Annotated in this window: 20 protein-coding genes; 15 read left to right on the top strand and 5 right to left on the bottom strand. The window is 62.6% G+C overall.

Going from position 1 to position 23359, the window contains the following annotated elements; all coding sequences use genetic code 11:
* Positions 1-10: 10 nt before the first annotated feature.
* The 3 genes from GR212_RS00915 to groES form a co-directional block, all read right to left on the bottom strand.
* Positions 11-457: a hypothetical protein gene (locus tag GR212_RS00915; protein WP_204326220.1), complete on the bottom strand. Its 447-nt coding sequence runs from the start codon at positions 455-457 to the stop codon at positions 11-13.
* Positions 458-1038: 581 nt separating this feature from the next.
* Positions 1039-2676: a chaperonin GroEL gene (gene groL / locus GR212_RS00910; protein WP_163984582.1), complete on the bottom strand. Its 1638-nt coding sequence runs from the start codon at positions 2674-2676 to the stop codon at positions 1039-1041.
* A gap of 73 nt (positions 2677-2749) precedes the next feature.
* Complete coding sequence (gene groES, locus GR212_RS00905) at positions 2750-3046, bottom strand: co-chaperone GroES (protein WP_004109735.1); 297 nt, start codon at positions 3044-3046, stop codon at positions 2750-2752.
* Positions 3047-3349: 303 nt separating this feature from the next.
* On the opposite strand from groES, the gene chrA reads away from it, so the two are divergent.
* The 7 genes from chrA to GR212_RS00870 all read left to right on the top strand — a co-directional run bounded on the left by chrA (position 3350) and on the right by GR212_RS00870 (position 12492).
* Positions 3350-4807 carry a chromate efflux transporter gene (gene chrA / locus GR212_RS00900; protein ID WP_348643434.1) on the top strand — a complete coding sequence of 486 codons (1458 nt, stop codon included), beginning with the start codon at positions 3350-3352 and terminating at the stop codon, positions 4805-4807.
* A 93-nt stretch (positions 4808-4900) separates the two neighbouring features.
* A complete protein-coding gene (locus GR212_RS00895; protein ID WP_163984580.1) occupies positions 4901-5749 on the top strand; it encodes a TIGR01459 family HAD-type hydrolase in 849 nt (282 codons plus the stop codon).
* Positions 5750-5764: 15 nt separating this feature from the next.
* Positions 5765-6748: a bifunctional riboflavin kinase/FAD synthetase gene (locus tag GR212_RS00890; protein ID WP_163984579.1), complete on the top strand. Its 984-nt coding sequence runs from the start codon at positions 5765-5767 to the stop codon at positions 6746-6748.
* A gap of 132 nt (positions 6749-6880) precedes the next feature.
* Positions 6881-7078 (top strand): DUF3311 domain-containing protein, encoded by a 198-nt coding sequence (locus GR212_RS00885; RefSeq protein WP_047627888.1) that lies wholly within the window; start codon positions 6881-6883, stop codon positions 7076-7078.
* On the top strand, positions 7068-8543 hold the full coding sequence (mctP, locus tag GR212_RS00880; protein ID WP_163984578.1) for a monocarboxylate uptake permease MctP: 1476 nt from the start codon (positions 7068-7070) through the stop codon (positions 8541-8543). Before GR212_RS00885 ends, mctP begins: the two co-directional genes overlap by 11 nt.
* Positions 8544-8839: 296 nt before the next feature.
* Complete coding sequence (gene ileS, locus GR212_RS00875) at positions 8840-11722, top strand: isoleucine--tRNA ligase (RefSeq protein WP_163984577.1); 2883 nt, start codon at positions 8840-8842, stop codon at positions 11720-11722.
* A 134-nt stretch (positions 11723-11856) separates the two neighbouring features.
* Positions 11857-12492 (top strand): hypothetical protein, encoded by a 636-nt coding sequence (locus tag GR212_RS00870; RefSeq protein WP_163984576.1) that lies wholly within the window; start codon positions 11857-11859, stop codon positions 12490-12492.
* A gap of 36 nt (positions 12493-12528) precedes the next feature.
* On the opposite strand, the gene GR212_RS00865 is transcribed toward GR212_RS00870, so the two are convergent.
* Positions 12529-12987, bottom strand: a complete 459-nt coding sequence (locus tag GR212_RS00865) for a nucleoside deaminase (protein WP_163984575.1) — start codon at positions 12985-12987, stop codon at positions 12529-12531.
* 71 nt (positions 12988-13058) lie between these two features.
* On the opposite strand from GR212_RS00865, the gene GR212_RS00860 reads away from it, so the two are divergent.
* The 3 genes from GR212_RS00860 to GR212_RS00850 are packed head-to-tail and all read left to right on the top strand — an operon-like array spanning position 13059 to position 16513.
* Complete coding sequence (locus tag GR212_RS00860; RefSeq protein WP_163984574.1) at positions 13059-15053, top strand: pseudouridine synthase; 1995 nt, start codon at positions 13059-13061, stop codon at positions 15051-15053.
* Positions 15054-15059: 6 nt separating this feature from the next.
* On the top strand, positions 15060-15626 hold the full coding sequence (gene rsmD, locus GR212_RS00855; protein WP_163984573.1) for a 16S rRNA (guanine(966)-N(2))-methyltransferase RsmD: 567 nt from the start codon (positions 15060-15062) through the stop codon (positions 15624-15626).
* A 20-nt stretch (positions 15627-15646) separates the two neighbouring features.
* Positions 15647-16513: a patatin-like phospholipase family protein gene (locus GR212_RS00850; RefSeq protein ID WP_163984572.1), complete on the top strand. Its 867-nt coding sequence runs from the start codon at positions 15647-15649 to the stop codon at positions 16511-16513.
* Positions 16514-16570: 57 nt separating this feature from the next.
* Here the strand turns inward: GR212_RS00850 and GR212_RS00845 are convergent, their stop codons facing one another.
* Entirely contained in the window at positions 16571-18391 is a 1821-nt protein-coding gene (locus tag GR212_RS00845; RefSeq protein ID WP_163984571.1) for a monovalent cation:proton antiporter-2 (CPA2) family protein, read from the bottom strand.
* Between the two features lie 150 nt (positions 18392-18541).
* Here GR212_RS00845 and GR212_RS00840 point away from each other — a divergent pair, with 150 nt between their 5' ends.
* From GR212_RS00840 to GR212_RS00820, 5 genes are all read left to right on the top strand, one after another.
* Positions 18542-19894, top strand: coding sequence for a TldD/PmbA family protein (locus tag GR212_RS00840; RefSeq protein ID WP_163984570.1), 1353 nt, complete (start codon positions 18542-18544; stop codon positions 19892-19894).
* A gap of 26 nt (positions 19895-19920) precedes the next feature.
* On the top strand, positions 19921-20730 hold the full coding sequence (locus GR212_RS00835) for a 3'(2'),5'-bisphosphate nucleotidase CysQ (protein ID WP_163984569.1): 810 nt from the start codon (positions 19921-19923) through the stop codon (positions 20728-20730).
* A gap of 61 nt (positions 20731-20791) precedes the next feature.
* Positions 20792-21037, top strand: coding sequence for a DUF4170 domain-containing protein (locus GR212_RS00830; RefSeq protein WP_163984568.1), 246 nt, complete (start codon positions 20792-20794; stop codon positions 21035-21037).
* A 180-nt stretch (positions 21038-21217) separates the two neighbouring features.
* On the top strand, positions 21218-22537 hold the full coding sequence (waaA, locus tag GR212_RS00825) for a lipid IV(A) 3-deoxy-D-manno-octulosonic acid transferase (RefSeq protein WP_163984567.1): 1320 nt from the start codon (positions 21218-21220) through the stop codon (positions 22535-22537).
* A 12-nt stretch (positions 22538-22549) separates the two neighbouring features.
* Entirely contained in the window at positions 22550-23281 is a 732-nt protein-coding gene (locus GR212_RS00820) for an HAD family hydrolase (RefSeq protein ID WP_163984566.1), read from the top strand.
* Positions 23282-23359 lie beyond the last annotated feature (78 nt).

The raw sequence follows: 23359 nt of genomic DNA, 5'->3' as shown, positions 1-23359 counted from the left end.
GGCCTACTGCCTACTGCCGGATGGCGATCTGGCTGCCCGGTTCCAGCTTGAAGCGGGGAAACAGGAAGACGCCGACCATGCTGCCGACGTGCTGCTTGTCGGCGGCAACGGATTCACCGACGCAAACGATCGGCTGGCGGTGGCCGTTGGCGCCAAGCGTCGTCGTGGAATAGCAAAAGCAGGAATTGGCGGCCGCCGCCTGTTCGAAAAGATCGAGGATACGCACCCGATCGTGCATGTCGTAACAATGCATCAGGCTCAGTAGGCCGCATTCCGACGCATTCAGGCCATGCAGCATCGTGCTCCATTGTCCGAGCTTGATGATGCCGCTGGAAAGATCGCCGGTCCAACCCTCGGAAATGCAGAACTGCGCCAGGAAGTCGGGATCATTGCCGTCGAACTCCAGCGAGCCGGGTGCGAAGGGTACGGAAAAATTGGCCTTGGCAATCTTGAACAAGATAATCCCCACATGAGCGCATGGCCCCCCGCGCGCTTCACTCGAATTCCTTATATCTTCGGATGGAAGGTCTCCCTGCATGTTCCGCCGCCACGAAAATGCGGAGCCGTAGCTCTGCTGATCCGCTGTCGACGATGCTTTCGGGGTGGCGCTCCAGTCTATGAAGTCATTTCAAGTAATAAATCCGGATAGCGCCGATGCCCAAGGTCATGATCATGCCAAGCCGCAGGTTAAGCGTGTCCAAAAGAAGTAAAAATTACGTGTATTGCAGCTAACTCTCCAAAATCGCTGCGCTGGGAGTTATAGGGGCTTTTTTGAAAACAGCAATGGGCAAGTTGCAAAATTTGCAACATCACGAAAACTTGCGTGCAGTTGCGGTTGTACCATTTCTGCACAATTAAAAAGGGCGGCCCGAGGGCCGCCCTTCATCAATTCCGGATGCCGGATTGAACAGTCTTAATAAGGCTAAGGCCTTATCACATCATGTCCATGCCGCCACTTCAGGCCGCTTGGCGGCCTGAAGCACTAAGAGTGCATGGGCGAAGCTTTATGGACATTCCTGTGATTAGGCCGATGGCCTATCACATCATGTCCATGCCGCCCATGCCGCCCATGCCGCCCGGCATAGCCGGAGCGTCCTTCTTCGGCAGCTCGGCGATCATGGCTTCGGTGGTGATCAGCAGCGAGGCAACCGAAGCTGCGTCCTGCAGAGCCGTGCGAACGACCTTGACCGGGTCGACGATGCCCATGGCGATCATGTCGCCGTAGACGCCCGTCTGAGCGTTGTAGCCCCAGTTGTCTTCGTTCTTGTCGAGGATCTTGCCGACAACGATGGAGGCTTCATCACCAGCGTTTTCAGCGATCTGGCGGCAAGGAGCCTGCAGAGCGCGGCGAACGATGTTGACACCGGCTTCCTGGTCGTCGTTCTCACCCTTGACGGTGATCTTCGTGGAAGAGCGCAGCAGAGCGGTACCGCCGCCCGGTACGATGCCTTCCTGAACAGCAGCGCGCGTCGCGTTGAGAGCGTCGTCGATGCGGTCCTTCTTTTCCTTCACTTCGACTTCCGTCGAGCCGCCGACGCGGATAACGGCAACGCCGCCAGCGAGCTTGGCAAGACGTTCCTGCAGCTTCTCGCGGTCGTAGTCGGAAGTGGTTTCTTCGATCTGGGCCTTGATCTGGGCAACGCGGCCTTCGATGTCGGACTTGGCGCCGGCGCCGTCGACGATCGTGGTGTTTTCCTTGGAGATCGAAACCTTCTTGGAACGGCCGAGCATGTCGAGCGTAACCGACTCGAGCTTGATGCCGAGGTCTTCGGAGATGACAGTGCCGCCCGTCAGGATGGCGATGTCTTCCAGCATGGCCTTGCGGCGATCGCCGAAGCCCGGAGCCTTGACGGCAGCGATCTTCAGGCCGCCGCGCAGCTTGTTGACGACTAGCGTCGCAAGAGCTTCGCCTTCGACGTCTTCAGCGATGATGAGGAGCGGCTTGCCGGTCTGAACGACGGCTTCGAGAACCGGAAGCATGGCCTGCAGGTTCGAGAGCTTCTTCTCGTGGAGCAGGATGAACGCATCTTCGAGGTCGGCGATCATCTTTTCCGGGTTGGTCACGAAGTAGGGGCTGAGGTAGCCGCGGTCGAACTGCATGCCTTCGACGACTTCGAGTTCGGTTTCGGCGGTCTTGGCTTCTTCAACCGTGATAACGCCTTCGTTGCCGACCTTCTGCATGGCTTCAGCAATATCGAGACCGATCTGCTTTTCGCCGTTTGCCGAGATCGTGCCGACCTGAGCGACTTCTTCCGACGTGTTGATCTTCTTGGCCTTGGCCTGGAGATCCTTGACGACTTCGGCAACGGCGAGATCGATGCCGCGCTTCAGGTCCATCGGGTTCATGCCGGCTGCAACAGCCTTGGCGCCTTCGCGAACGATGGCCTGGGCGAGAACGGTTGCGGTCGTGGTGCCGTCGCCGGCGATGTCGTTGGTCTTCGAAGCAACTTCGCGGACCATCTGGGCGCCCATGTTTTCGAACTTGTCTTCGAGTTCGATTTCCTTGGCGACGGTGACGCCGTCCTTGGTGATGCGCGGAGCGCCGAAGGACTTGTCGATAACGACGTTACGACCCTTCGGGCCGAGCGTGACCTTCACTGCGTCAGCGAGGATGTCGACGCCACGAAGCATCTTTTCGCGGGCGCTGCGGCCGAATTTTACTTCTTTAGCTGCCATGTTTGAAACTCCTGAATTCGCGTTTTCCGGGCTTTAAGGCCCGTCAGCTGTATCGGAAAGGGAACCGGCTAAATTAGCCGATGATGCCCATGATGTCGGCTTCCTTCATGATCAGAAGGTCTTCGCCGTTGAGCTTTACTTCGGTGCCGGACCACTTGCCGAACAGAACGCGATCGCCAACCTTGACGTCGAGTGCCACGACCTTGCCGGATTCATCGCGAGCGCCGGAACCGACGGCGACGATTTCGCCTTCCTGCGGCTTTTCCTTGGCGGTATCGGGAATGATGATGCCACCCTTGGTCTTTTCTTCCGACTCGACGCGACGAACGACGACACGGTCATGAAGGGGGCGGAAATTGGTGCTTGCCATTGTCTAATCCCTCGATCAAATGACATTCACGGATCTGCGGGGGATCCGTATGGGCTATTGTTAGCACTCAGCCTCGGCGAGTGCCAGCGACCGTGATTTAGGGGTGGCTTCAGGACGAGTCAAGGACGGCACTGTGAATTTTTTGCGGCGCCCATCCGCTTGTTTCGCAGATGATTAATGGCCGCGGGCCTAGCCTGGGCATATCGTCGGCCGATATCGCTCGCAGCTGGCTTAGAGCAGGGAAGCGACAAGATTATGTCCGGCGCGATCCGCCGACGAGCATGGGGAGTGGCAGCTTTGCGGATCGCAGAGGAAGGAAACGGGCAGGACGGTTCCGTTTCGGCCTTCGATCTTGCCGGAAAACCGTCGCTTTCCGAAGCCACGGGTGTCTGGACCAGGATAGGCTTGCTGAGCTTCGGCGGCCCGGCCGGGCAGATCGCTCTCATGCATCGGATGATCGTGGAGGAGAAGCGCTGGGTCGACGAAGAGCGTTTTCTCCATGCCTTGAGCTATTGCATGCTTCTGCCCGGTCCCGAAGCGCAGCAGCTCGCGACCTATATAGGCTGGCTGCTGCATGGCTGGCGCGGCGGATTGATCGCTGGTCTGCTCTTCATCCTGCCGGGCTTCGCCGTCATTCTCGCGCTTTCCGCCTTCTATGCGCTTTTCCATGATACCGGCCTGCTCGCCACCGTCTTCTTCGGCATCAAGGCGGGTGTGCTGGCGATTGTGCTTCAGGCTTTGATCCGGTTGAGCAATCGCGCGCTCAAGAGCCGGTTTCACATAGGGATGGCGATCGCCAGCTTCGTTTGTCTCTTCGTTTTCGACCTGCCGTTCCCGCTGGTCGTCTTGCTGGCCGGTCTGGCGGGCTACGTGCAGGTTCTCCATCGGGCATGGCACCGGGAGCGATGGCGGCCGCGATTGTCGCTCCAGCCCGCATCGGAGCTTCGTTTCGGCTGGCTCGCGAGCCCTCGGCTTCGCAGGTCCGTTCTGACGATCCTGGGCTGGATACTCATCTGGCAGGCGCCGTTGCTGTTGGTGCATGGCTTGCGCGGTCCGCCGGATATCGTGGCGGAAACGCTCAGCGGGCAGGCGAGCGTGTTCGGCGCCATCTTCTCCTTCTTCTCGCGCATGGCTGTCGTGACCTTCGGCGGCGCCTATGCCGTTCTCGCCTATGTGGCGCAGACGGCGGTGCAGCACTATGCATGGCTGAAGCCGGGCGAGATGCTGGATGGCCTCGCGCTTGCCGAGACGACGCCCGGACCGCTCGTTCTGGTCCTGTGCTTCGTCGGTTTCATGGCGGGCTTCCGAAATCCGTTCGGTTTCGCTCCGCTGTTTGGCGGCTTTGTCGGGGCAAGCCTGGCGGCATGGGCAACCTTCGTACCGAGCTTCCTGTTTATCTTCGCCGGTGCGCCCTACATCGAAAGGCTGCGTGGCCACGCCGGACTTTCCTCGGCGCTCGCCGCCATCACCGCAGCCATCGTCGGCGTCATGGCCAATCTGTCGATCTGGTTCGGGCTGCATGTGCTGTTCGCGAATGTCGAGCGGCTGGTGCTGCTGAGCCGTCGTGTCGGGTTGCAAGGCGGCGAATTCGTCGATTTGCCGATCGCCGGCATGGCGTGGCCGGACTGGAGCAGCCTCGACGTCTCGGCCTTCCTGCTCTTCCTGCTGGCGGCGGTGCTCGTCTTTCGCCAGCGCGCCGGCGTTGCCACCGTGCTCGCCGTATCTGCCGCCGTCGGCTCGTTGCTGCGACTTGCCGGTTGAGCCTTGTGCGCCGCAAAAACCTTGGCCGCCGCTCTTGTAATTTGCCGGCCGGTTTGCGATGTCAGCCCGTGATTTATTTGATGCGAGGACGGCATGGGCAAACGGATCGAAAGCTTTCGCGAGATCGGCGGACTTTATGATGTGGCGCTCTGCGACGTCTGGGGCGTGCTTCACAACGGCGTCACTGCCTATGAGGAAGCCTCGATCGCCCTTGAAGCGGCCCGCGCCGAAGGCGTGGCCGTCGTCCTCATCACCAACTCCCCGCGCGTCGCGCCGAAGGTTGTCGAGCAGCTGCGGGCGATCGGAGTTCCCGATAGCGTCTATGATCGCATCATCACCTCGGGCGATGTGACGCGCAGGCTGATCGCCGAGGGGCCGAAGAAGGTCTTCCTGCTCGGCCCGGAGCGCGACATCGGCATCCTCGAGGGGCTCGACGTGCAGCGTGTAGAAGCCGGCGAGGCGGAAAGCATCGTCTGCACCGGCTTCTTCGATGACGAGACCGAAACGCCCGAAGACTATACCGATATGCTGACAGCCTGGTCGGCCCGCAACGTGCCGCTGATCTGCGCCAATCCCGATCTCGTGGTCGAGCGCGGCCATCGCATGATCCCCTGCGCCGGCGCCATGGCCGGCTATTACGAACGCCTCGGCGGTCAGACGCGCATCGCCGGCAAGCCGCACCAGCCGATCTATGATGCCGCACTTGCCGCAGCGCGCGAGGTGAAGAGCGAATTTCCCCTGTCGCGCGTGGTGGCGATCGGCGACGGCATGCCGACCGATGTGCGCGGTGCGCTCGATTATGGTCTCGATCTTCTTTATATCAGCCATGGCATCCACGCTCGCGAATATGTCGTCGAAGGGCATACGGATGAAGCCGCGCTCGGCGCCTTCCTGGCACGCGAGCAGGCTTCGCCGAAGTGGTGGATGCCCCGCCTTGTCTGAGGAGAGTGGTAGACGATGACCGTTTTCCATCGCAACGAAACCCGCGAACCGCTTCCCGATGCCCTGAAGGGCGGCGTGGTCGCCATCGGCAATTTCGACGGCGTGCATCGCGGCCATCAGTCCGTATTGAAGCGCGCATTGGAGATCGCCAGGGAGCGCGGCGTTCCCGCTCTGGTGCTGACCTTCGAGCCGCATCCGCGCACCGTATTCAAGCCGGATCAACCGGTCTTCCGCCTCACTCCCGCGCCGCTGCGCGCACGCTTGCTGGAAGCGCTCGGTTTCAACGCCGTCATCGAATATCCCTTTGACCGCGCCTTCTCGCAGCGTTCGGCGGATGAATTCGTCCATTCGATCCTGATCGACTGGCTGCATGCCTCCGAAGTCGTCACCGGCTTCGATTTCCATTTCGGTCACGATCGCCAGGGCGGCCCGGCCTTCCTCATGAATGCCGGCAGCCACAATGGCTTCGGCGTAACGCTGATCGATGCCTTCCGCGACGAAAACACCGAGGTCATCTCGTCGAGCCGTATCCGCTCGCTGCTGGCTGAAGGCGAGGTGGCGCAGGCCGCCGGCCTGCTCGGCTATCGCTATACCGTTCAGGCTCCGGTCATCGGCGGCGAGAAACTCGGCCGCACGCTCGGCTTCCCCACGGCAAACATGCAGCTTCCGCCGGAAATATCGCTGAGGGCCGGCATCTATGCCGTGCGCTTCCGCACGGCCGATGGTGCCATCCGGGACGCGGTTGCCAGCTACGGCCGTCGTCCGACGGTGACCGACAATGGAGCCCCGCTGCTCGAGACCTTCGTCTTCGATTTCAGCGGCGATCTCTATGGCCAGATCTGTTCGGTTTCCTTCTTCGGCTATCTCCGCCCCGAACTGAAGTTCGATGGTCTCGATCCGCTGGTTGCGCAGATCCGCAAGGACGAGGATGAGGCGCGCGCGCTGCTCGCCGGCGTCCAGCCGCTCGACGAGCTCGACCGCGTCATCGCCTTCACCTGATTTTATCAGCCGGACTGCGCGCAGGGATTGCGGCAGTGCAGTATCTTTTTGCCTTGAGCGGGTAGAAGGATGCTGCAATGCTCATATTGCAGGGCGCGAGTCGCCGCGCCCGCTTTCCGAAAGGCGCACGAGATGGATAAACGTTTCGGAACGGCGGCCTGCTGGCTGCTCGTCATTCCTTATATTGGTTTGCTTTGGGTCCCCTTTTATAACAGCCACGATCCGGTCTTGCTCGGATTTCCATTCTTCTACTGGTATCAGCTGGCCTGGGTGCCGATCACAGCCATCCTGACGTGGATCGCCTATCGGAGCATGCGCCATGACGACTGAGATCGATCCGACAGCCCTTGCCATTTTCATCTTCTTCTTTGCCCTCGTCACGGTGATGGGGTTCGTCGCCGCGCGCTGGCGCAGGCCGGAAAACCTCGCCCATATCGACGAATGGGGCCTTGGCGGCCGCAAGTTCGGCACCTGGATCACCTGGTTCCTCGTCGGCGGCGATTTCTACACAGCCTATACCGTGATCGCCGTGCCGGCTCTGGTCTATACGGTCGGCGCCTATGGATTCTTCGCGCTGCCCTATACGATCGTGGTCTATCCCTTCGTCTTCATGGTCATGCCGGTGCTCTGGAAGCGGGCGAAGGAGAATGGCTACGTGACCGCGGCCGACGTCGTGCATGGCCAGTATGGTTCCCGCGCGCTGGAACTGGCGATCGCGCTGACCGGCGTCATCGCCACCATGCCCTATATCGCGCTCCAGCTCGTCGGCATGACGGCCGTTTTCAAGTCCCTCGGCCTGCATGGGGAGCTGCCGCTGGCGGTCGCCTTCATCATCCTGGCGCTCTATACCTACTCGGCCGGTCTGCGCGCTCCGGCTCTGATCGCCTTCGTCAAGGACATCATGATCTATATCGTGGTGATTGCCGCCATTGCCCTCATTCCGACGAAGCTCGGCGGCTATGCCAACGTCTTTGCCGCGGCCGATGCGGATTTCCAGGCCAAGGGAGCGGGAAGCCTGGTGCTTGCCGGCAATCAGTATGTCGCCTATGCGACGCTGGCGCTCGGCTCGGCGCTGGCCGCCTTCATGTATCCGCATACGCTGACCGGCATCTTCGCCTCCAGCAGCGGCAACACCATCCGCAAGAACGCCATTCTGCTGCCGGCCTATACGCTGCTGCTCGGTCTTCTGGCCCTGCTCGGCTATATGGGCCATGCCGCCCATCTGAAGCTCGACAGCGCCAACGACGTGGTGCCGGCCCTGTTCCAGACCTTGTTCCCGAGCTGGTTTGCCGGCTTCGCCTTTGCCGCGATCGCCATCGGCGCGCTGGTTCCGGCGGCGGTGATGAGCATTGGCGCCGCCAATCTCTTCACCCGCAACTTCTGGAAGGCCTACGTCAATCCGAACGTCACCGACGAAGGTGAATACAAGGTGGCCAAGAGGACGTCTCTGGTCGTCAAGATCGGCGCGCTGCTGGTCATCATCCTGTTGCCGACGCAGTTCGCGCTCGATCTGCAGCTGCTCGGCGGCATCTGGATCCTGCAGACGCTGCCGGCGCTGGTCTTCGGCCTTTATTCCAACTGGTTCAAGGCGCCGGGCCTGCTGGCGGGCTGGATCGTCGGCTTCTTCGGCGGCACCTATCTGGTCTGGCTCAATGGGCTGAAGCCGTTGCACGCGATCAGCCTGGGCGGTGCGCCGTTCACGGTCTACATCGGCATATTGGCCCTGATCGCCAATATCGTCGTCGCCGTCGTCGTCAATCTGGTGGTGCCCGCCAGAGCCGTCGCCAGGACCTGATCCCGCCGAACACCTTTGGCCGCGGATGGAAACGTCCGCGGCTTTTCTGTGCCTTGCCGGGATTGTTTCCTCTTCCTTTCCTTGGAAAAAACGCCTATGAACCGGCGACCATGACCCAATTTCGGCTGAGCCCATCGATACGAATTATTGGCCCGGCCTTCCGCGCGCTGTAAGCTGCCGGAAGGTCCGGGTTTTTGGCGCCCGTTCCCGAGGCGCTTTCCGCCGCCGAAAAATCCCCATATGGCTGCGCCCCTTCGGCGCAAGACGCCCGAGACACCGAGGCAATTGTCAGAACTATGACCGATACCGCTGAAAAGATGGACTACTCCAAGACCCTTTACCTGCCGGAAACCGATTTCCCGATGCGCGCCGGGTTGCCGCAGAAGGAGCCGGAGCTGGTGAGCCGCTGGCAGGAGATGGATCTCTACAAGAAGCTGCGCGCCTCCGCCGCCGGCCGCGACAAGTTCGTGCTGCATGACGGCCCTCCCTACGCCAACGGCCACATCCACATCGGCCATGCCCTCAACAAGATCCTCAAGGACGTCATCACCCGCTCGTTCCAGATGCGCGGCTATGACAGCAACTACGTTCCGGGCTGGGACTGCCACGGCCTGCCGATCGAATGGAAGATCGAGGAAAAATACCGCGAGAAGGGCAAGAACAAGGACGAGGTTCCGGTGAACGAGTTTCGCCAGGAATGCCGCGACTTTGCCGCCGGCTGGATCAAGATCCAGTCCGAGGAATTCAAGCGCCTCGGCATCACCGGCGATTTCGACAATCCCTATCTGACGATGAACTTCCATGCGGAATCCCGCATCGCCGGCGAGCTGTTGAAGATCGCCCGCACCGGCCAGCTCTACCGCGGCTCCAAGCCGGTCATGTGGTCGGTGGTCGAGCGCACGGCGCTCGCCGAAGCCGAAGTCGAATATGCCGATGTCGAGAGCGACATGATCTGGGTGAAGTTCCCGGTCTCCGAAGGTCCGGCTGCATTGGCCGGAACCTTTGTCGTCATCTGGACGACGACGCCCTGGACGATCCCCGGCAACCGCGCGATCGCCTATTCGTCGCGCGTCGCCTATGGCCTTTACGAAGTGACGGAAGCCGCCAACGATTTCGGCCCGCGCCCCGGCGAAAAGCTGATCTTCGCCGACAAGCTTGCGGAAGAATCCTTCGCCAAGGCGAAGCTGCAGTACAAGCGCCTTGGCGACGTTACGTCCGATGATCTGGCCGCGCTCACCTGCGCCCATCCGCTGGCTTCGCTCGGCTACGGCTTCAAGGTGCCGCTGCTCGATGGCGATCACGTCACCGACGACGCCGGTACGGGCTTCGTGCACACCGCGCCCAGCCACGGCCGCGAGGACTTTGACGCCTGGATGTCGCATGCCCGCGCGCTCGAAACGCGCGGAATCTCGTCGACCATCCCGTTCCCGGTCGACGACGCCGGCTTCTACACCGCCGATGCCCCCGGTTTCGAAGGTGGCCGCGTCATGGACGACAACGGCAAGAAGGGCAACGCCAACGACCTCGTCATCAAGGCGCTGATCGAGACGAACACGCTGTTCGCGCGCGGAAGGCTGAAGCATTCCTATCCGCATTCCTGGCGCTCGAAGAAGCCGGTCATCTTCCGCAACACGCCGCAATGGTTCGTCTACATGGACAAGGACTTTGCGGATGGCTCGACGCTGCGGTCTCGCGCCCTGAAGGCGATCGACAATACCCGCTTCGTGCCTGCTGCCGGCCAGAACCGCCTGCGCGCCATGATCGAGCAGCGCCCGGATTGGGTCCTCTCGCGCCAGCGCGCCTGGGGCGTGCCGATCTGCATCTTCGTCGACGAGCAGGGCAACATCCTGCAGGATGATGGCGTGAACGCCCGCATCCTCGAGGCTTTCGAGCAGGAGGGCGCCGACGCCTGGTTTGCTGAGGGCGCACGCGAGCGCTTCCTGGGCGACAAGGCCAACGAGCCCTGGACGCAGGTCATGGATATTCTCGATGTGTGGTTCGATTCCGGTTCGACCCATTCCTTCACGCTGGAGGACCGTCCGGACCTGAAGTGGCCGGCCGACGTCTATCTCGAAGGCTCCGACCAGCATCGCGGCTGGTTCCATTCGTCGCTGCTCGAAAGTGCGGCGACCCGTGGCCGCGCGCCTTACGACACGGTCGTCACCCATGGCTTCACCATGGACGAGCAGGGCCGCAAGCAGTCGAAGTCGCTCGGCAACGTCGTCGCCCCGCAGGACGTGATGAAGGACGCCGGCGCCGATATCCTGCGCCTCTGGGTCATGACCACGGACTATTGGGAAGACCAGCGCCTCGGCAAGGCCATCATCCAGACGAATGTCGATGCCTATCGCAAGCTGCGCAACACCATCCGCTGGATGCTCGGCACGCTGGCTCACGACAAGGGCGAGGTCATCGCCTATGCCGATATGCCGGAGCTGGAGCGGCTCATGCTGCACCGTCTCGCCGAGCTCGACGAGCTGGTGCGCGAAAGCTACGACGCCTTCGATTTCAAGCGCATCGCCCGCGCCCTCATCGATTTCGCCAATGTCGAGCTTTCGGCCTTCTACTTCGACGTCCGCAAGGATGCGCTTTATTGCGATGCACCGTCGAGCCTGCGCCGCCGCGCTTCGCTTGCCGTCATCCGCTCGATCTTCGATTGCATGGTGACGTGGCTGGCGCCGATGTTGCCGTTCACCACGGAAGAGGCATGGCTGTCGCGCAATCCGTCCGCGGTTTCGGTTCATCTCGAGCAGTTCGTCACCGTTCCGACGGAATGGAAGAACGAAGCCTTGGCCGAAAAGTGGAAGAAGATCCGCTCCGTGCGCAGCGTCGTTACCGGCGCTCTGGAAATCGAACGCAAGGACAAGCGCATCGGCTCCTCGCTCGAGGCCGCGCCGGTGGTTTACGTCGCCGATCCGGAGTTGCTGAAGGTGCTCGAAGGACAGGATCTCGCCGAGATCTGCATCACCTCCGATATCGCCGTTCTGGGCGAGCAAGGCCCTGCCGATGCCTTCCGCCTGGACGACGACGCCAAGGTCAGCGTGGTTCCGAAGCTTGCCGAAGGCCGTAAATGTGCCCGGTCCTGGCGCATCACGACCGATGTCGGCGCGGATCCGGAATACCCCGACGTCTCGGCGCGCGATGCAGCCGCATTGCGCGAACTGACGGCTGTCAACTGAAGAAAGTTACCGGGTGAATTGCCTTTGTGGCGTTCATCCGGTAAAAGCTGCCTGAAAATGGCCTGATTTTTACGGCAGTTGCCGTGAAATGGGGTCCTGTTACGTTTGTTCCGGCATGGCTGGGAAGGGTATTCATGAGAGCGATGCATAAGGTTCGTGTCGGCGTCAGCTTGGCGGCACTTGTGGTTGGCTGCGGCGCGATGTCCGGTTGCCTTAGCAGCCCGACTTACGGCACCGACAAGACGGCAGGCGTGCAGCTTCTGGATGACCTTGGCGATATCGCTTCCGTTTCGGCCATGACGCCGAAGGAAAAGGGTGTGAAGTATCCGAGCCGTCCGGGCCTCGTCTTGCCTGCCGACAAGGACCGCGAAAATCTGACGTCGCCGCAGCAGTCCCTGGCAAACAAGGACAATCCGGCCTGGCTCGAATCGCCGGAAGACGCGCGCAAGCGCCTCGCCGATGAAGCCGACCAGAAGAAGAACGACGTCAACTATCGTTCGCCGCTGGCGCAGGCCGACAGCAGCAGAAACCGCACGACCGAAGCGCAGCAGACGGCAGCATATCGCGCCGCGCGCCAGGATCAGGCAGGCACCTATATCGACCAGCGCCGTTATCTCATCGATCCGCCGCAGGGATATCGCCAGGTGTCCGATCCGAACGCCCTGAACGATCTCGGCACCCCCGAGTCGAAGAAGGAAAAGAAGCGCAAGAAGGATGCGGAGGCTGCGCAGCAGTCCAACAACAGCAGCTGGTGGAAGCCCTTCCAATAAGAAGTTTTCGAAGCGGCGGTCCCAACCGCCGCTTTTTCAATCCTCGGAGCGTTTCGCTTGAAAGAAGCCTCTGAGGATGTCGGCGGATGCGGTCTCGCCGAAGCCGGAATAGACCTCCGGCGCATGATGACAGGTCGGTTGACGATAGAAGCGCACGCCGTTGTCGACACCGCCGCCTTTCGGATCCTCGGCGCCATAGTAGAGACGGCGGATGCGCGCGAACGAAATGGCCGCGGCGCACATGGTACAGGGTTCCAGCGTGACGTAGAGATCGGCGCCTGCAAGACGCTCCTGGCCCAGTTCCTCGCAGGCCAGGCGGATGGCGACGATTTCGGCATGGGCAGTGACGTCGTTGAGTTCGCGGGTGCGGTTGCCTGACGTGGCGATGACCTTGCCGTCGAACACGAGAACGGCGCCGATCGGCACTTCGCCGCGCTCTCCGGCGCGGCGTGCTTCGGTCAAAGCAAGCTCCATGAATTGATTTGTAGCCGCCATTCGAGATTTCCACTTAACCGCAAGGGCGTGACCTGATAGGAACACGCGTTAAAAATTCAGGCAAACAACAAATGACGATGAATGACAAGCCCACGCGGCCTGGGTCTAAACCCTTTGCTCGCGACAAGCAGACGACGAAACGCGATGACGCCAAGCCTGCGAAGGCCGCGGCGGTCAAAGCTGCGGGGGAATCCGCGGTCGAGGATGGAAAGGCCGAGCGCATTTCCAAGGTGATGGCGCGTGCCGGCGTGGCTTCGCGCCGCGATATCGAGCGCATGATCATGGATGGCCGCGTCAAGCTGAATGGCGTGCTGCTCGATACGCCCGTGGTCAACGTGACCCTTTCCGACAAGATCGAAGTCGACGGCATGCCGATCCGTGGCATCGAGCGTACGCGCATGTGGCTCTATCACAAGCCGGCCGGCCTGGTGACCACCAATGCCGATCCGGAAGGGCGCCCGACCGTTTTCGACAATCTGCCGGAAGAGCTGCCGCGCGTCATGTCGATCGGCCGTCTCGACATCAACACCGAAGGTTTGCTGCTGCTGACCAACGACGGCGGCCTGGCACGCGTTCTGGAGCTGCCGACCACCGGCTGGCTGCGCCGCTATCGCGTCCGCGCCCATGGCGAGATCGATCAGGAAGCGCTCGACAAGCTGAAGGAAGGCATTGCCGTCGACGGCGTCCTCTACGGCTCGATCGAGGCGACGCTCGACCGCACGCAAGGGTCCAACGTCTGGATCACCATGGGCCTGCGCGAGGGCAAGAACCGCGAAATCAAGAACGTGCTCGGCGCGCTCGGCCTGGAGGTCAATCGACTGATCCGCATCTCCTACGGCCCGTTCCAGCTTGGAGAGCTGCCGGAAGGTCACGTACTGGAAGTGCGCGGCCGCACGCTGCGCGATCAGCTCGGCCCGCGCCTGGTCGAAGATGCCAAGGCGAATTTCGATGCACCGCTCTATAATGCCCCGGCCGTTGCCGACGCCGAAGAGGCGGATGCCAAACCAGCTCAGGTGGCTAAGGAAGTGCGCCCGAGGCGCGACCGGGAGCGCCCCGAGGACAAGCGCGAGCGCGCCTTGAGCCGTCTCGACACCAAGCGCGACGATCGTCGTGACGAGGGACGCCGCGAAGGTGGCCGCAAAGAGGATGACCGGCCGAAGCGCCCGCCGCTCGGCGCGCGCCGCAACGCCAATGTCTGGATGGCGCCCGGCGCCCGTCCGCTTGGGGAAAAGGCGGCACTGAAGGCTGCCAAGAACGCAAAGACAGCCACGAAGCGCGGCGAGACCGACCGTCCGCAGCGCGGCGGCGGCTTCGACCGTGCTGATGAAGGCCCCCGCGTTCGCGTCAATCGCGTTGACGAGGCGGATGGCGAATGGATCCGTTCGAGCGAGGAAGCACCGCGCAAGGCACGCGGCGATGACCAGGGGACCGACCGCAAGCGTTCCGATCGCCCCCGTGGCGACCGCCCGTTCGGCGATCGTCCTCCACGCGGCGACCGGCCTTTTGGCGACAAGCCCCGCGGTGATCGTCCCTATGGCGATAAGCCCCGCGGTGCGCGGCCGGCGGGCGGTGATCGCCCTCGCGCCAAGTCTTTCGATGGCGAGGCCCGTTCCGAACGTCCCCGTGGCGACCGCCCGTTCGGCGATCGTCCGCCGCGCGGCGACAGGCCTTTCGGTGACAAGCCCCGTGGCGATCGTCCCTACGGTGGTCGTCGGCCCCGCGCCGAAGGGGACGAGCGTCCTCGCGCCAGATCTTTCGATGGCGAACAGCGCTCGGAGCGTCCCCGCGGCGACCGCCCGTTCGGTGATCGTCCGCCGCGTGGTGACCGGCCCTTCGGCGATCGCCCGCAAGGCGAACGTTCCTTTGGTGATCGTCCGGCCGGCAAGCCCTTCGGCAAGAAGCCGGGCGGCGGCAAATCCTTCGGCGGCAAGCCGGGTGGAAAGCCCGGCGGCTCGCGTGGCTTCGGCGGTAAACCAGGCGGCGCAGGCCGCCCGTCCGGCGGTCCGCGCGGCGGTTCCGGCCGAGGTGGTCCCGGCAGGGGCGGCCCCAAGGGCGGCAGGGGTTGACGCGCGGTGAGGATCGTCGGCGGTGAGTTTCGCGGTCGCTCGCTTGCAACGCCGAAGTCGAACGATATTCGTCCGACGGCGGATCGCACGCGCGAGAGCCTGTTCAACATCCTGAGCCACGCCTATCCGGAAGCCATCGACGGCACCCGGATGATGGACGTGTTTGCCGGCACCGGCGCTGTCGGGCTGGAGGCGGCCTCGCGCGGCTGCCGTCATGTGCTGTTCGTGGAAAGCAGCGTCGAGGGCAGGGGTCTTCTCTGGGAAAACATCGATGCGCTCGGCCTGCATGGCCGTACGCGCATGCTGCGGCGGGATGCGACGGATCTCGGCAGTGTCGGCAACCTCGAGCCTTTCGATTTTCTCTTCGCCGATCCGCCCTATGGCAAGGGTTTGGGCGAGAAGGCGTTTGCCGCCGCCGCTGCCGGTGGCTGGCTGGTGCCGGGTGCCCTGGCGATCATCGAGGAGCGCGCCGACGTAACCGTTGCCGCACCGTCGGATTTCCTGTTTCTGGAGGAACGGACCTTCGGCGACAGCAAGATGCATTTCTTCCGTTATCAGCCGCGGACGGCCTGACGGAGGACGGAGAGGCGTATATGGGCGACTATGCTGATTTCGTCGGCAGCGACTATCCGCTTGCCGCCTCCGGCATGCCGAGCGTCGCGGTGGCGTTCGGCTGCGGCGGCGCACGCGGTCTCGCCCATATCCACATCATCGAGGCGTTGGACGAACTCGGCATCCGCCCGGTCGCCATAGCGGGCGCATCGATCGGCTCGATCATGGGCGCGGCCATGGCAGGCGGCATGAGCGGCGCGGAAATTCGCGACCACACGCTCGCGACAGTCGGCAATCGCCCGGCCGTCCTCAACAAGATCTGGAGCTTGCGGCCCGTCAGCATGCGCAGCATTCGCTTCGGCCAGTTCAACCTCGAACGCATCCTGCGCACCTTCCTGCCGCCGGCCATTCCGGAGAATTTCGCGGACCTGCATATCCCGCTGAAAGTGGTGACGACCGACTACTACGATCAGGCCGAGGTCGTGATCGAAAAGGGCGAGCTTTATCCGGTGCTCGCCGCATCGGCCGCCATCCCTGCGGTCTTCATGCCCGTCAAGCTCGGAAATCGCGTGATGATCGACGGCGGCATCATGAACCCGGTTCCCTACGAACATCTTGCCGGGCTTGCCGACGTCATCATCGGCATCGATGTCGTCGGTGGTCCGGAAGGCGACGGCCGGCACATTCCGAACCGGATCGAGAGCCTGTTCGGCGCCGGCCAGCTCACCATGCAGTCCAACATCGCGCTCAAGCTGCGGCTGCAGGCGCCGCAGATCTTCCTGCGCCCGGCCGTCGGTCGCACGGGCGTGCTCGATTTCCTCAAGGCGCGCGACATTCTGGCCATGTCGGCAGGCGTCAAGGACGAGCTGAAATTCGCCCTCGACCGCGTCATCACGGCAAGAAACTAGACAATCCCGGGAAAGCAGCCGCGCAGCTTTCGCATCGGGCCGTAGGACCGATCGGGATCATACCCGCTCCGGCTCTTCCTGCGGCAGGGCAACGAGATCGTCGGCGTCGCTGTAGGTCTCGGCCGATCGCTTCGGCTTGACCAGCGGTTCCGGCTTGACCGGTCGCGAATAGAGCATGTCGGTGCCGGCCTGCAGCCCTTCGCTCACCTGCAGCACCAGCCGCTGCTCGTCGCGCTTGCGGATATCCTCGCCGATCTCGTAGGCCTGCGCCTCGCCGACACCGAGCGCCTCCAAGGTGCGGCGGCCGAACAGCAGACCGGATTCCAGCGTCTCGCGCAGCTCATAGTCCACGCCCTTGCGGCGCAGGTCGATCGAGTGGATGCGGTCGTACGAGCGCACGAAGATGCGCGCATGCGGATAGTCCGTCTGCACGAGCTCGACGATCTTGTCGGTCACCTCACGCTGATGCGTGCTGACGACGACGATCTTGGCGCGATCGATGCCGGCGGAGCGCAGCACGTCCTTGCGGGTTCCGTCGCCGAAATAGATGCGGAAGCCGAAGCTCGACGCCTGGCGGATGCGGTCGGCGGAGAAGTCGATGACGGTGACGTCGCGGCCGCTGGCGAGCAGGATCTGCGCGGCGATCTGGCCGAAACGCGAAAAGCCGATCATCAGCACGTCGGAGCCGGCGCCCTCGAAATCCTCATCCAGCTCCTCCTGCGTGTCACCCTTCACCAGCCGCTTCGCAAGCGCGGAACTGAGTGGTGTCAGCGCCATCGACAGCGTCACGATGGCAATCAGCATCGATGCGGTGTTGGCGGAAAACAGGCCGCCGCTGGCGCTGGCGGCGCTAAAGAGCACGAAGCCGAATTCGCCGCCCTGCGGCAAGAGCCCCGCAATGCGGACGGCATCATTGTGCGATGAGCGCGACACGCGGCAAAGCGCATAGATCACGATTGCCTTGATGACCATCATCACCGGGACGGCGAGCACGATCATGACCCAGTTGTCGAGGATCACCTCGAGTTTCAGCGACAGGCCGACGGCGATGAAGAAAATGGCGAGCAGCACGCCGCGGAAGGGCTCGATATCCGCTTCCAGTTCGTGACGGTAGGAGGATTCCGCCAGCATCACGCCGGAAAGAAAGGCGCCCATCGCCATCGAGAGGCCGGCAAGCTGCATCAGCGTCGCCGATCCCATGACGACGAAGAGGGCGGCGGCAATCATCGCCTCGCGCGCGCCGGTGCGTGCGATCACCTGGAACAGTGGCGTCAGCAGATAGCGGCCGGCGATAATCATCGCCGCCACCGCACCGACGGCGATCGCAAGGCTCGGCAGCGGATTGGCGGTTTCCTTCGCTCCGTCGAGGACCGTAATCAGCGCCAGCAGCGGCACGATGGCGAGATCCTGCAGCAGCAGCATCGAGAAGGAGCGCTGGCCGTACTTCGTGTTGACATCGCCCTGCTGCTCGAGGATCTGCATCGCAAAGGCGGTCGAGGAAAGCGCCAGGCCGAAGCCGATGATGATGCTGCCCTTCCAGCCGGCAATGCCGCCAAGATAGGCTGCGACCGTCAGCGCAAGCCCGCTCAGGACGACCTGCGCCGTGCCGAGGCCGAAAATATCGCGCCGCATCTGCCAGAGGCGGGTCGGCTTCAATTCCAGGCCGATAATGAACAGCAGGAAGACTACGCCGAGCTCGGCGACAGCCAGCACGGCCTCGCTGTCGCCGATGCTGTGAAGTATGGGGCCGATCACCACGCCGGCGGCAAGATAACCGAGCACTGTGCCGAGCCCTAGTTTCTTGAAGATCGGCGCCGTGACGACGGCGCCTCCGAGCAGCAGCAGGGTTTCGGTGAAAAGCGTATTGGGGGCGGACATCGTCTGTTTCTTTCCGTGGGGCAGGCGGTGTTGCGGCGCGCGGTCATGATAAACAACCATGCGTGAAGGGATTAGAACAAGAATCGGCTTTGCCGCCCTTGATGCTTTATGTAGTGCACAATAAATGGAACGCGAAGGAAAGGCCAAGTCATGACCTCAGAAATCGATTCCGCCACTCTGCTTTCCCGTGCCAGCCAATTGATCGATCTCGCCCGGAAAGCCGGTGCGGATGCGGCCGATGCCGTGGTGGTGCGCTCGAGAGCCCAATCCGTCAGCGTCCGCCTCGGCAAGGTCGAGGGCACGGAATCCTCCGAGAGCGACGACTTCTCTTTGAGGGTCTTCGTTGGCAATCGCGTGGCGAGCGTCTCGGCCAATCCCGGCTTCGATCTGAACGCTCTTGCCGAGCGCGCGGTGGCGATGGCCAAGGTTTCGCCGGAAGATCCCTTTGCCTGCCTTGCCGATGAGGCGGATCTGGCCAAGAGCTATCCCGATCTCGAACTGTTCGATCCGACCGAGGTTTCCTCGGAGCAGCTGCGCGAAGCGGCCCTTGCGACCGAGGCTGCGGCGCTCGCCGTTTCCGGTGTCACCAATTCCTCCGGCGCGGGCGCTTCCGCCGGCATGGGCGGCCTTGTGCTCGTCACGTCGCATGGTTTTGCCGGCCACTATAAGGGCTCGCGCTTCGGGCGCTCCGTCAGCGTCATTGCCGGCGAAGGCACCGGCATGGAGCGCGACTATGATTTCGACAGCCGCCTGTATTTCGCCGATCTCGACGCAGCCGAAGAGATCGGCCGCCGCGCCGGTGAGCGAGTCGTCAAGCGCGTCAATCCGCGTCAGGTCCCCACGGACAAGAATGTCACCGTCGTTTTCGATCCGCGCGTCGCGCGCGGTTTCGTCGGCCACATTGCCGGGGCGATCAACGGCGCTTCCGTTGCCCGCAAGACGAGCTTCCTGCGCGACAAGATGGGCCAGCAGGTGCTGAAATCAGGCCTTTCGATAACAGACGATCCGCTGATCGTGCGTGGCCCTTCCTCCCGTCCCTTCGACGGCGAGGGCGTGTCCGGCAAGCGGCTCGTCATGATCGAGGACGGCGTGCTGAAGTCCTGGTTCCTTTCCACGTCGACGGCCCGCGAGATCGGCGGCGGCCTGAAGACCAACGGCCGCGGCGCGCGCGGCGGCACCACGGTATCGCCCACGTCGACCAATCTGGCGCTGGAGCCGGGCGACATTTCGCCGGAGGAACTGATCCGCAACGTCGGAACGGGCTTCTATGTCACCGAGCTGATCGGCCAGGGCGTCAACATGATTACCGGCGAATACAGCCGCGGCGCCACCGGCTTCTGGATCGAGAACGGCGAATTGACCTTCCCCGTGTCGGAGGTGACCATTGCCTCCAATCTGAAGGAGATGTTCATGCGCGTGACGCCGGCGAACGACATCGATCGCGATTTCGGCGTCGCCGCTCCGACGCTTGCGATCGAAGGCATGACGCTGGCTGGCCGCTGAAGCCGAGCGGAGATTGGAACCTGCGAATGATCGATAGCGACAAGGCCGGCCGATTGAGCGATGTGGACCTGATTGTTGAGGCCGCGCTCGAGGCGGGCAGGATCGCTCTCGGTTTCTTCCGGCAATCGCCGGAGGTCTGGTGGAAGAACAACGGCCAGTCCCCGGTCAGCGCCGCCGATTTTGCCGCCAATGAAAGTCTTGCCGCCACCCTGCGTTCGGCACGTCCGGATTATGGCTGGCTTTCCGAGGAGACGGACGATGACGCCGCGCGGCTGTCGCAGGCGACGGTCTTCGTCGTCGATCCGATCGACGGCACCAGGGGCTTTCTCGCAGGCTCGGATCTGTGGTGCGTGAGCGTCGCCGTCGTCACCGACGGGCGGCCCGTGGCGGGGGTTCTGTTCGCGCCGGCGCTGGACGAGCTGTTCGTGGCGACGGCCGGCGGGCAGGCCCTGAAGAACGGCAAGCCGATCAGCGTTTCCCACCGGGTAGGCGACGATGTCCACCGGCTGGCGACCGGCGAGGATATGATCAAGGGCTTCGATCCGGACTTCCGCAAGACGGTCGAGCGGGTGAAGCACGTTCCCTCGCTTGCCTATCGCCTTGCCATGGTGGCGGATGGCCGGCTGGAGGGAACGCTTGTCAAGCGCAACTCCCACGACTGGGATCTGGCCGCGGCCGATCTCATTCTGGAGCGGGCCGGGGGTGCGCTCGTGGATCTTTCGGGCGATGCCCTGCGCTACAATCGTGCCGAGGTATCCCATGGCGAACTTTGCGGGGCATCGGCATCGCAATTGCCGGAATTTCTCCGCCAGCTCTCGCACCGACGAGACGGTTGACCTTTTGGTCAAAATCCCTCAGATGAAGAGCGGAGGGGGATGACAGCAGAAAGAGACGAAAATGACGAATACCAGCAGCCAAAAGCAGCTCCTGCACCTAGTCTTCGGTGGTGAATTGGAAAACCTCGAAGAAGTTCAGTTCCGCAATCTCAATGAGCTCGATATCGTCGGCATGTATCCCGACTATGCGAGCGCGCTGACGGCGTGGAAATCCAAGGCGCAGCAGACAGTCGACAATGCTCATATGCGTTATTTCATCGTCCACCTGCATCGCTTGCTCGATCCGCAGGAAAAGGCGGCATCCTGAGGTCACCTCGCACCAAACTTTGCATTTGATATCTCCATCCGGTGAGGCGTTACCGCTTTAAATCCGGCCATGAAGCAGTATCTTTGACACAATAAGAACGAAAATTCGGCTGTTTATGCGGCCGATTGCAAATCGGGATTTGGCATCGATGATGATCAGCTGGGATGGGAGGCGATCGAAATGAGTAGCCTCAGGGCGCGTCTTGCCTTGAGCGCCTATCGTTTTGGCGGCATCGCCGTCTACCCTTTCATCGGGCCTTATCTCGCGGTTCGCGCGGCAAAGGGCAAGGAAGACGGCTCCCGCAAACTGGAGCGCTCCGGCTATGCGAGCGCCAACCGCCCGCAGGGGCCACTGGTCTGGTTTCATGCGGCAAGCGTGGGCGAGACCTCGGCAGTCATTCCGCTGATCCGTGAAATCCGCCGCCGTGACATTCACGTCATCCTGACGACGGGTACGATCACTTCGGCCAAGGTCGCGGAGCAGCGCCTCGGCGAAGAGGTCATCCATCAATACGTGCCGCTCGACCTCAAGCCCGCTATCAAGCGCTTCCTCGACTACTGGCAGCCCGATTGCGCTATTTTCGCCGAATCCGAGATCTGGCCGACGACCATCCTGGAGCTTGGGCGCCGTCGCATTCCGCAAATCCTCGTCAATGCCCGCATGTCGGATCGTTCCTTTGCCCGCTGGAGCCGGCATCCCTCGCTTGCCGAAGCGCTGTTCGAAAATCTGGCGCTGGTCGTGGCCCAGTCCGATCTCGATGCCGAACGTTTCCGCGATCTCGGCGCGGTGCAGGTGATCAGATCGGGCAATCTCAAGGTCGATACGGACGCGCCGTCCTACGATGCGCCGACGCTTGCGAGCTATATGAAGCAGATCGGCAACCGCAAGACCTGGGCCGCGGTCTCGACGTTCGAGGGCGAAGAGGGCGCGGCTGCGTCCGTTCACTCGATGCTGAAGGAGCACAACGGCCAGCTCACCATCATCGTGCCGCGCCATCCCGAGCGCTGCGACGCGATCGAGGCGATGCTTGTCGAACAGGGTCTTAAAGTGGCGCGGCGCACCCGCAACGATATCCTCTCGCCGGATGTCGATGTCTTCCTCGGCGATACGATCGGCGAGATGGGGCTTTACCTGCGGATGACCGAAGTCGCCTTCATGGGCAAGTCGCTGTTCAACGAAGGCGGCCAGAATCCGCTCGAGCCGGCGATGCTCGGTTGCGCCATCCTGACCGGCGGCCACGTCCAGAACTTCCGCGATTCCTATCAGCTGCTCGCCCGCCGTGGCAGCGCCCGCGTGGTGCGCGACACGGAAATGCTGGCGCGCGGCGTGCATTATCTGCTGACCAACGACACGGCTCGGCGCGGCATGATCGATGCCGGCTTTGCTGCCGTGCATGAAATGCGCGGTGCCCTGGCCGCAACGGTCAAGGGGCTGGAGCCCTACATCAACCCGCTTTCGGTGAAGGCGCGGCTGATGCCGAAGACGATGGCGAATGGATAAGAAGGGAAGAGCATGACGGCGGTCAAGCTGGGAGCGATTGCGGGCATTCTTTTCGACAAGGACGGCACGCTGCTCGACTATGACCAGAGCTGGCTGCCGGTCAATCGCGAGCTTGCAAGGATCGCCGCCAAGGACGATCCGCTTCTGGCCGATCATCTTCTCTCCGCATGCGGCATGGATCCGGTCTCCGGACATATCGTGCCCGACAGCCTGCTGGCAGCCGGCAATACCAGGCAGATTTCCGAGGGACTGGTGGCCGCCGGCTCGAAAATGGATGTCGCGGAGCTGGTGGAAAAACTCGATGCGCTCTTCGCGCACGCGGCCGACTTTTCCTCGCCCGTCACCGATCTTGCCGCCTTCTTCCAGCGCCTGCGCGAGCGGGGCTACAAGCTGGGCGTGGCTTCCAGCGACAACGAGCGCTCCATCCGGCAGACGGCTCGCCGCTTCGGCTTCATCGACTATCTCGATTACATCGCCGGTTACGACAGCGGTTTCGGCACCAAGCCGGAGCCGGGAATGGTGCTCGGCTTCTATGCGGCGACGGGTCTTTCGCCCGCACAGGTCGCCGTCGTCGGCGACAACAATCACGACCTCCATATGGGGCGCAACGCCGGCGTCGGCCTGACCGTCGGCGTGCTGACAGGCACCGGCTCGCGTGAGACGCTGACGGCCGCCTCCGATTATTGCCTCAACGACATCACGGAGCTGGAAAGCCTGCTCATGCCTGTGGCGCAATCGGCCTGACCCTGGCAATGGCTTGCTTTTTCACGCAATCTGGCCTTTCTTGCCGGCTTGTTGCAGGCACAAGTATAGGGCTGGATT

This window comes from Martinezella lusitana, from assembly GCF_010668395.1.
Taxonomy (GTDB): Bacteria; Pseudomonadota; Alphaproteobacteria; order Rhizobiales; family Rhizobiaceae; genus Rhizobium; species Rhizobium lusitanum_A.
The sequence above is the reverse complement of the archived record's forward strand: the minus strand, read 5'-3'. Positions and strand labels throughout refer to the sequence as shown.

Excerpts from the sequence above, each read along its gene's own strand:
- waaA (WP_163984567.1), top strand. The coding sequence starts at position 21,218 with ATGAGTAGCCTCAGGGCGCGTCTTGCCTTGAGCGCCTATCGTTTTGGC.
- GR212_RS00860 (WP_163984574.1), top strand. The coding sequence starts at position 13,059 with ATGACGATGAATGACAAGCCCACGCGGCCTGGGTCTAAACCCTTTGCT.
- GR212_RS00895 (WP_163984580.1), top strand. The coding sequence starts at position 4,901 with ATGGGCAAACGGATCGAAAGCTTTCGCGAGATCGGCGGACTTTATGAT.
- GR212_RS00840 (WP_163984570.1), top strand. The coding sequence starts at position 18,542 with ATGACCTCAGAAATCGATTCCGCCACTCTGCTTTCCCGTGCCAGCCAA.
- GR212_RS00830 (WP_163984568.1), top strand. The coding sequence starts at position 20,792 with ATGACGAATACCAGCAGCCAAAAGCAGCTCCTGCACCTAGTCTTCGGT.
- GR212_RS00870 (WP_163984576.1), top strand. The coding sequence starts at position 11,857 with ATGAGAGCGATGCATAAGGTTCGTGTCGGCGTCAGCTTGGCGGCACTT.
- mctP (WP_163984578.1), top strand. The coding sequence starts at position 7,068 with ATGACGACTGAGATCGATCCGACAGCCCTTGCCATTTTCATCTTCTTC.
- GR212_RS00865 (WP_163984575.1), bottom strand. The coding sequence starts at position 12,987 with ATGGCGGCTACAAATCAATTCATGGAGCTTGCTTTGACCGAAGCACGC.
- GR212_RS00845 (WP_163984571.1), bottom strand. The coding sequence starts at position 18,391 with ATGTCCGCCCCCAATACGCTTTTCACCGAAACCCTGCTGCTGCTCGGA.
- GR212_RS00890 (WP_163984579.1), top strand. The coding sequence starts at position 5,765 with ATGACCGTTTTCCATCGCAACGAAACCCGCGAACCGCTTCCCGATGCC.
- GR212_RS00850 (WP_163984572.1), top strand. The coding sequence starts at position 15,647 with ATGGGCGACTATGCTGATTTCGTCGGCAGCGACTATCCGCTTGCCGCC.
- groES (WP_004109735.1), bottom strand. The coding sequence starts at position 3,046 with ATGGCAAGCACCAATTTCCGCCCCCTTCATGACCGTGTCGTCGTTCGT.
- GR212_RS00885 (WP_047627888.1), top strand. The coding sequence starts at position 6,881 with ATGGATAAACGTTTCGGAACGGCGGCCTGCTGGCTGCTCGTCATTCCT.
- GR212_RS00820 (WP_163984566.1), top strand. The coding sequence starts at position 22,550 with ATGACGGCGGTCAAGCTGGGAGCGATTGCGGGCATTCTTTTCGACAAG.
- groL (WP_163984582.1), bottom strand. The coding sequence starts at position 2,676 with ATGGCAGCTAAAGAAGTAAAATTCGGCCGCAGCGCCCGCGAAAAGATG.
- ileS (WP_163984577.1), top strand. The coding sequence starts at position 8,840 with ATGACCGATACCGCTGAAAAGATGGACTACTCCAAGACCCTTTACCTG.
- GR212_RS00835 (WP_163984569.1), top strand. The coding sequence starts at position 19,921 with ATGATCGATAGCGACAAGGCCGGCCGATTGAGCGATGTGGACCTGATT.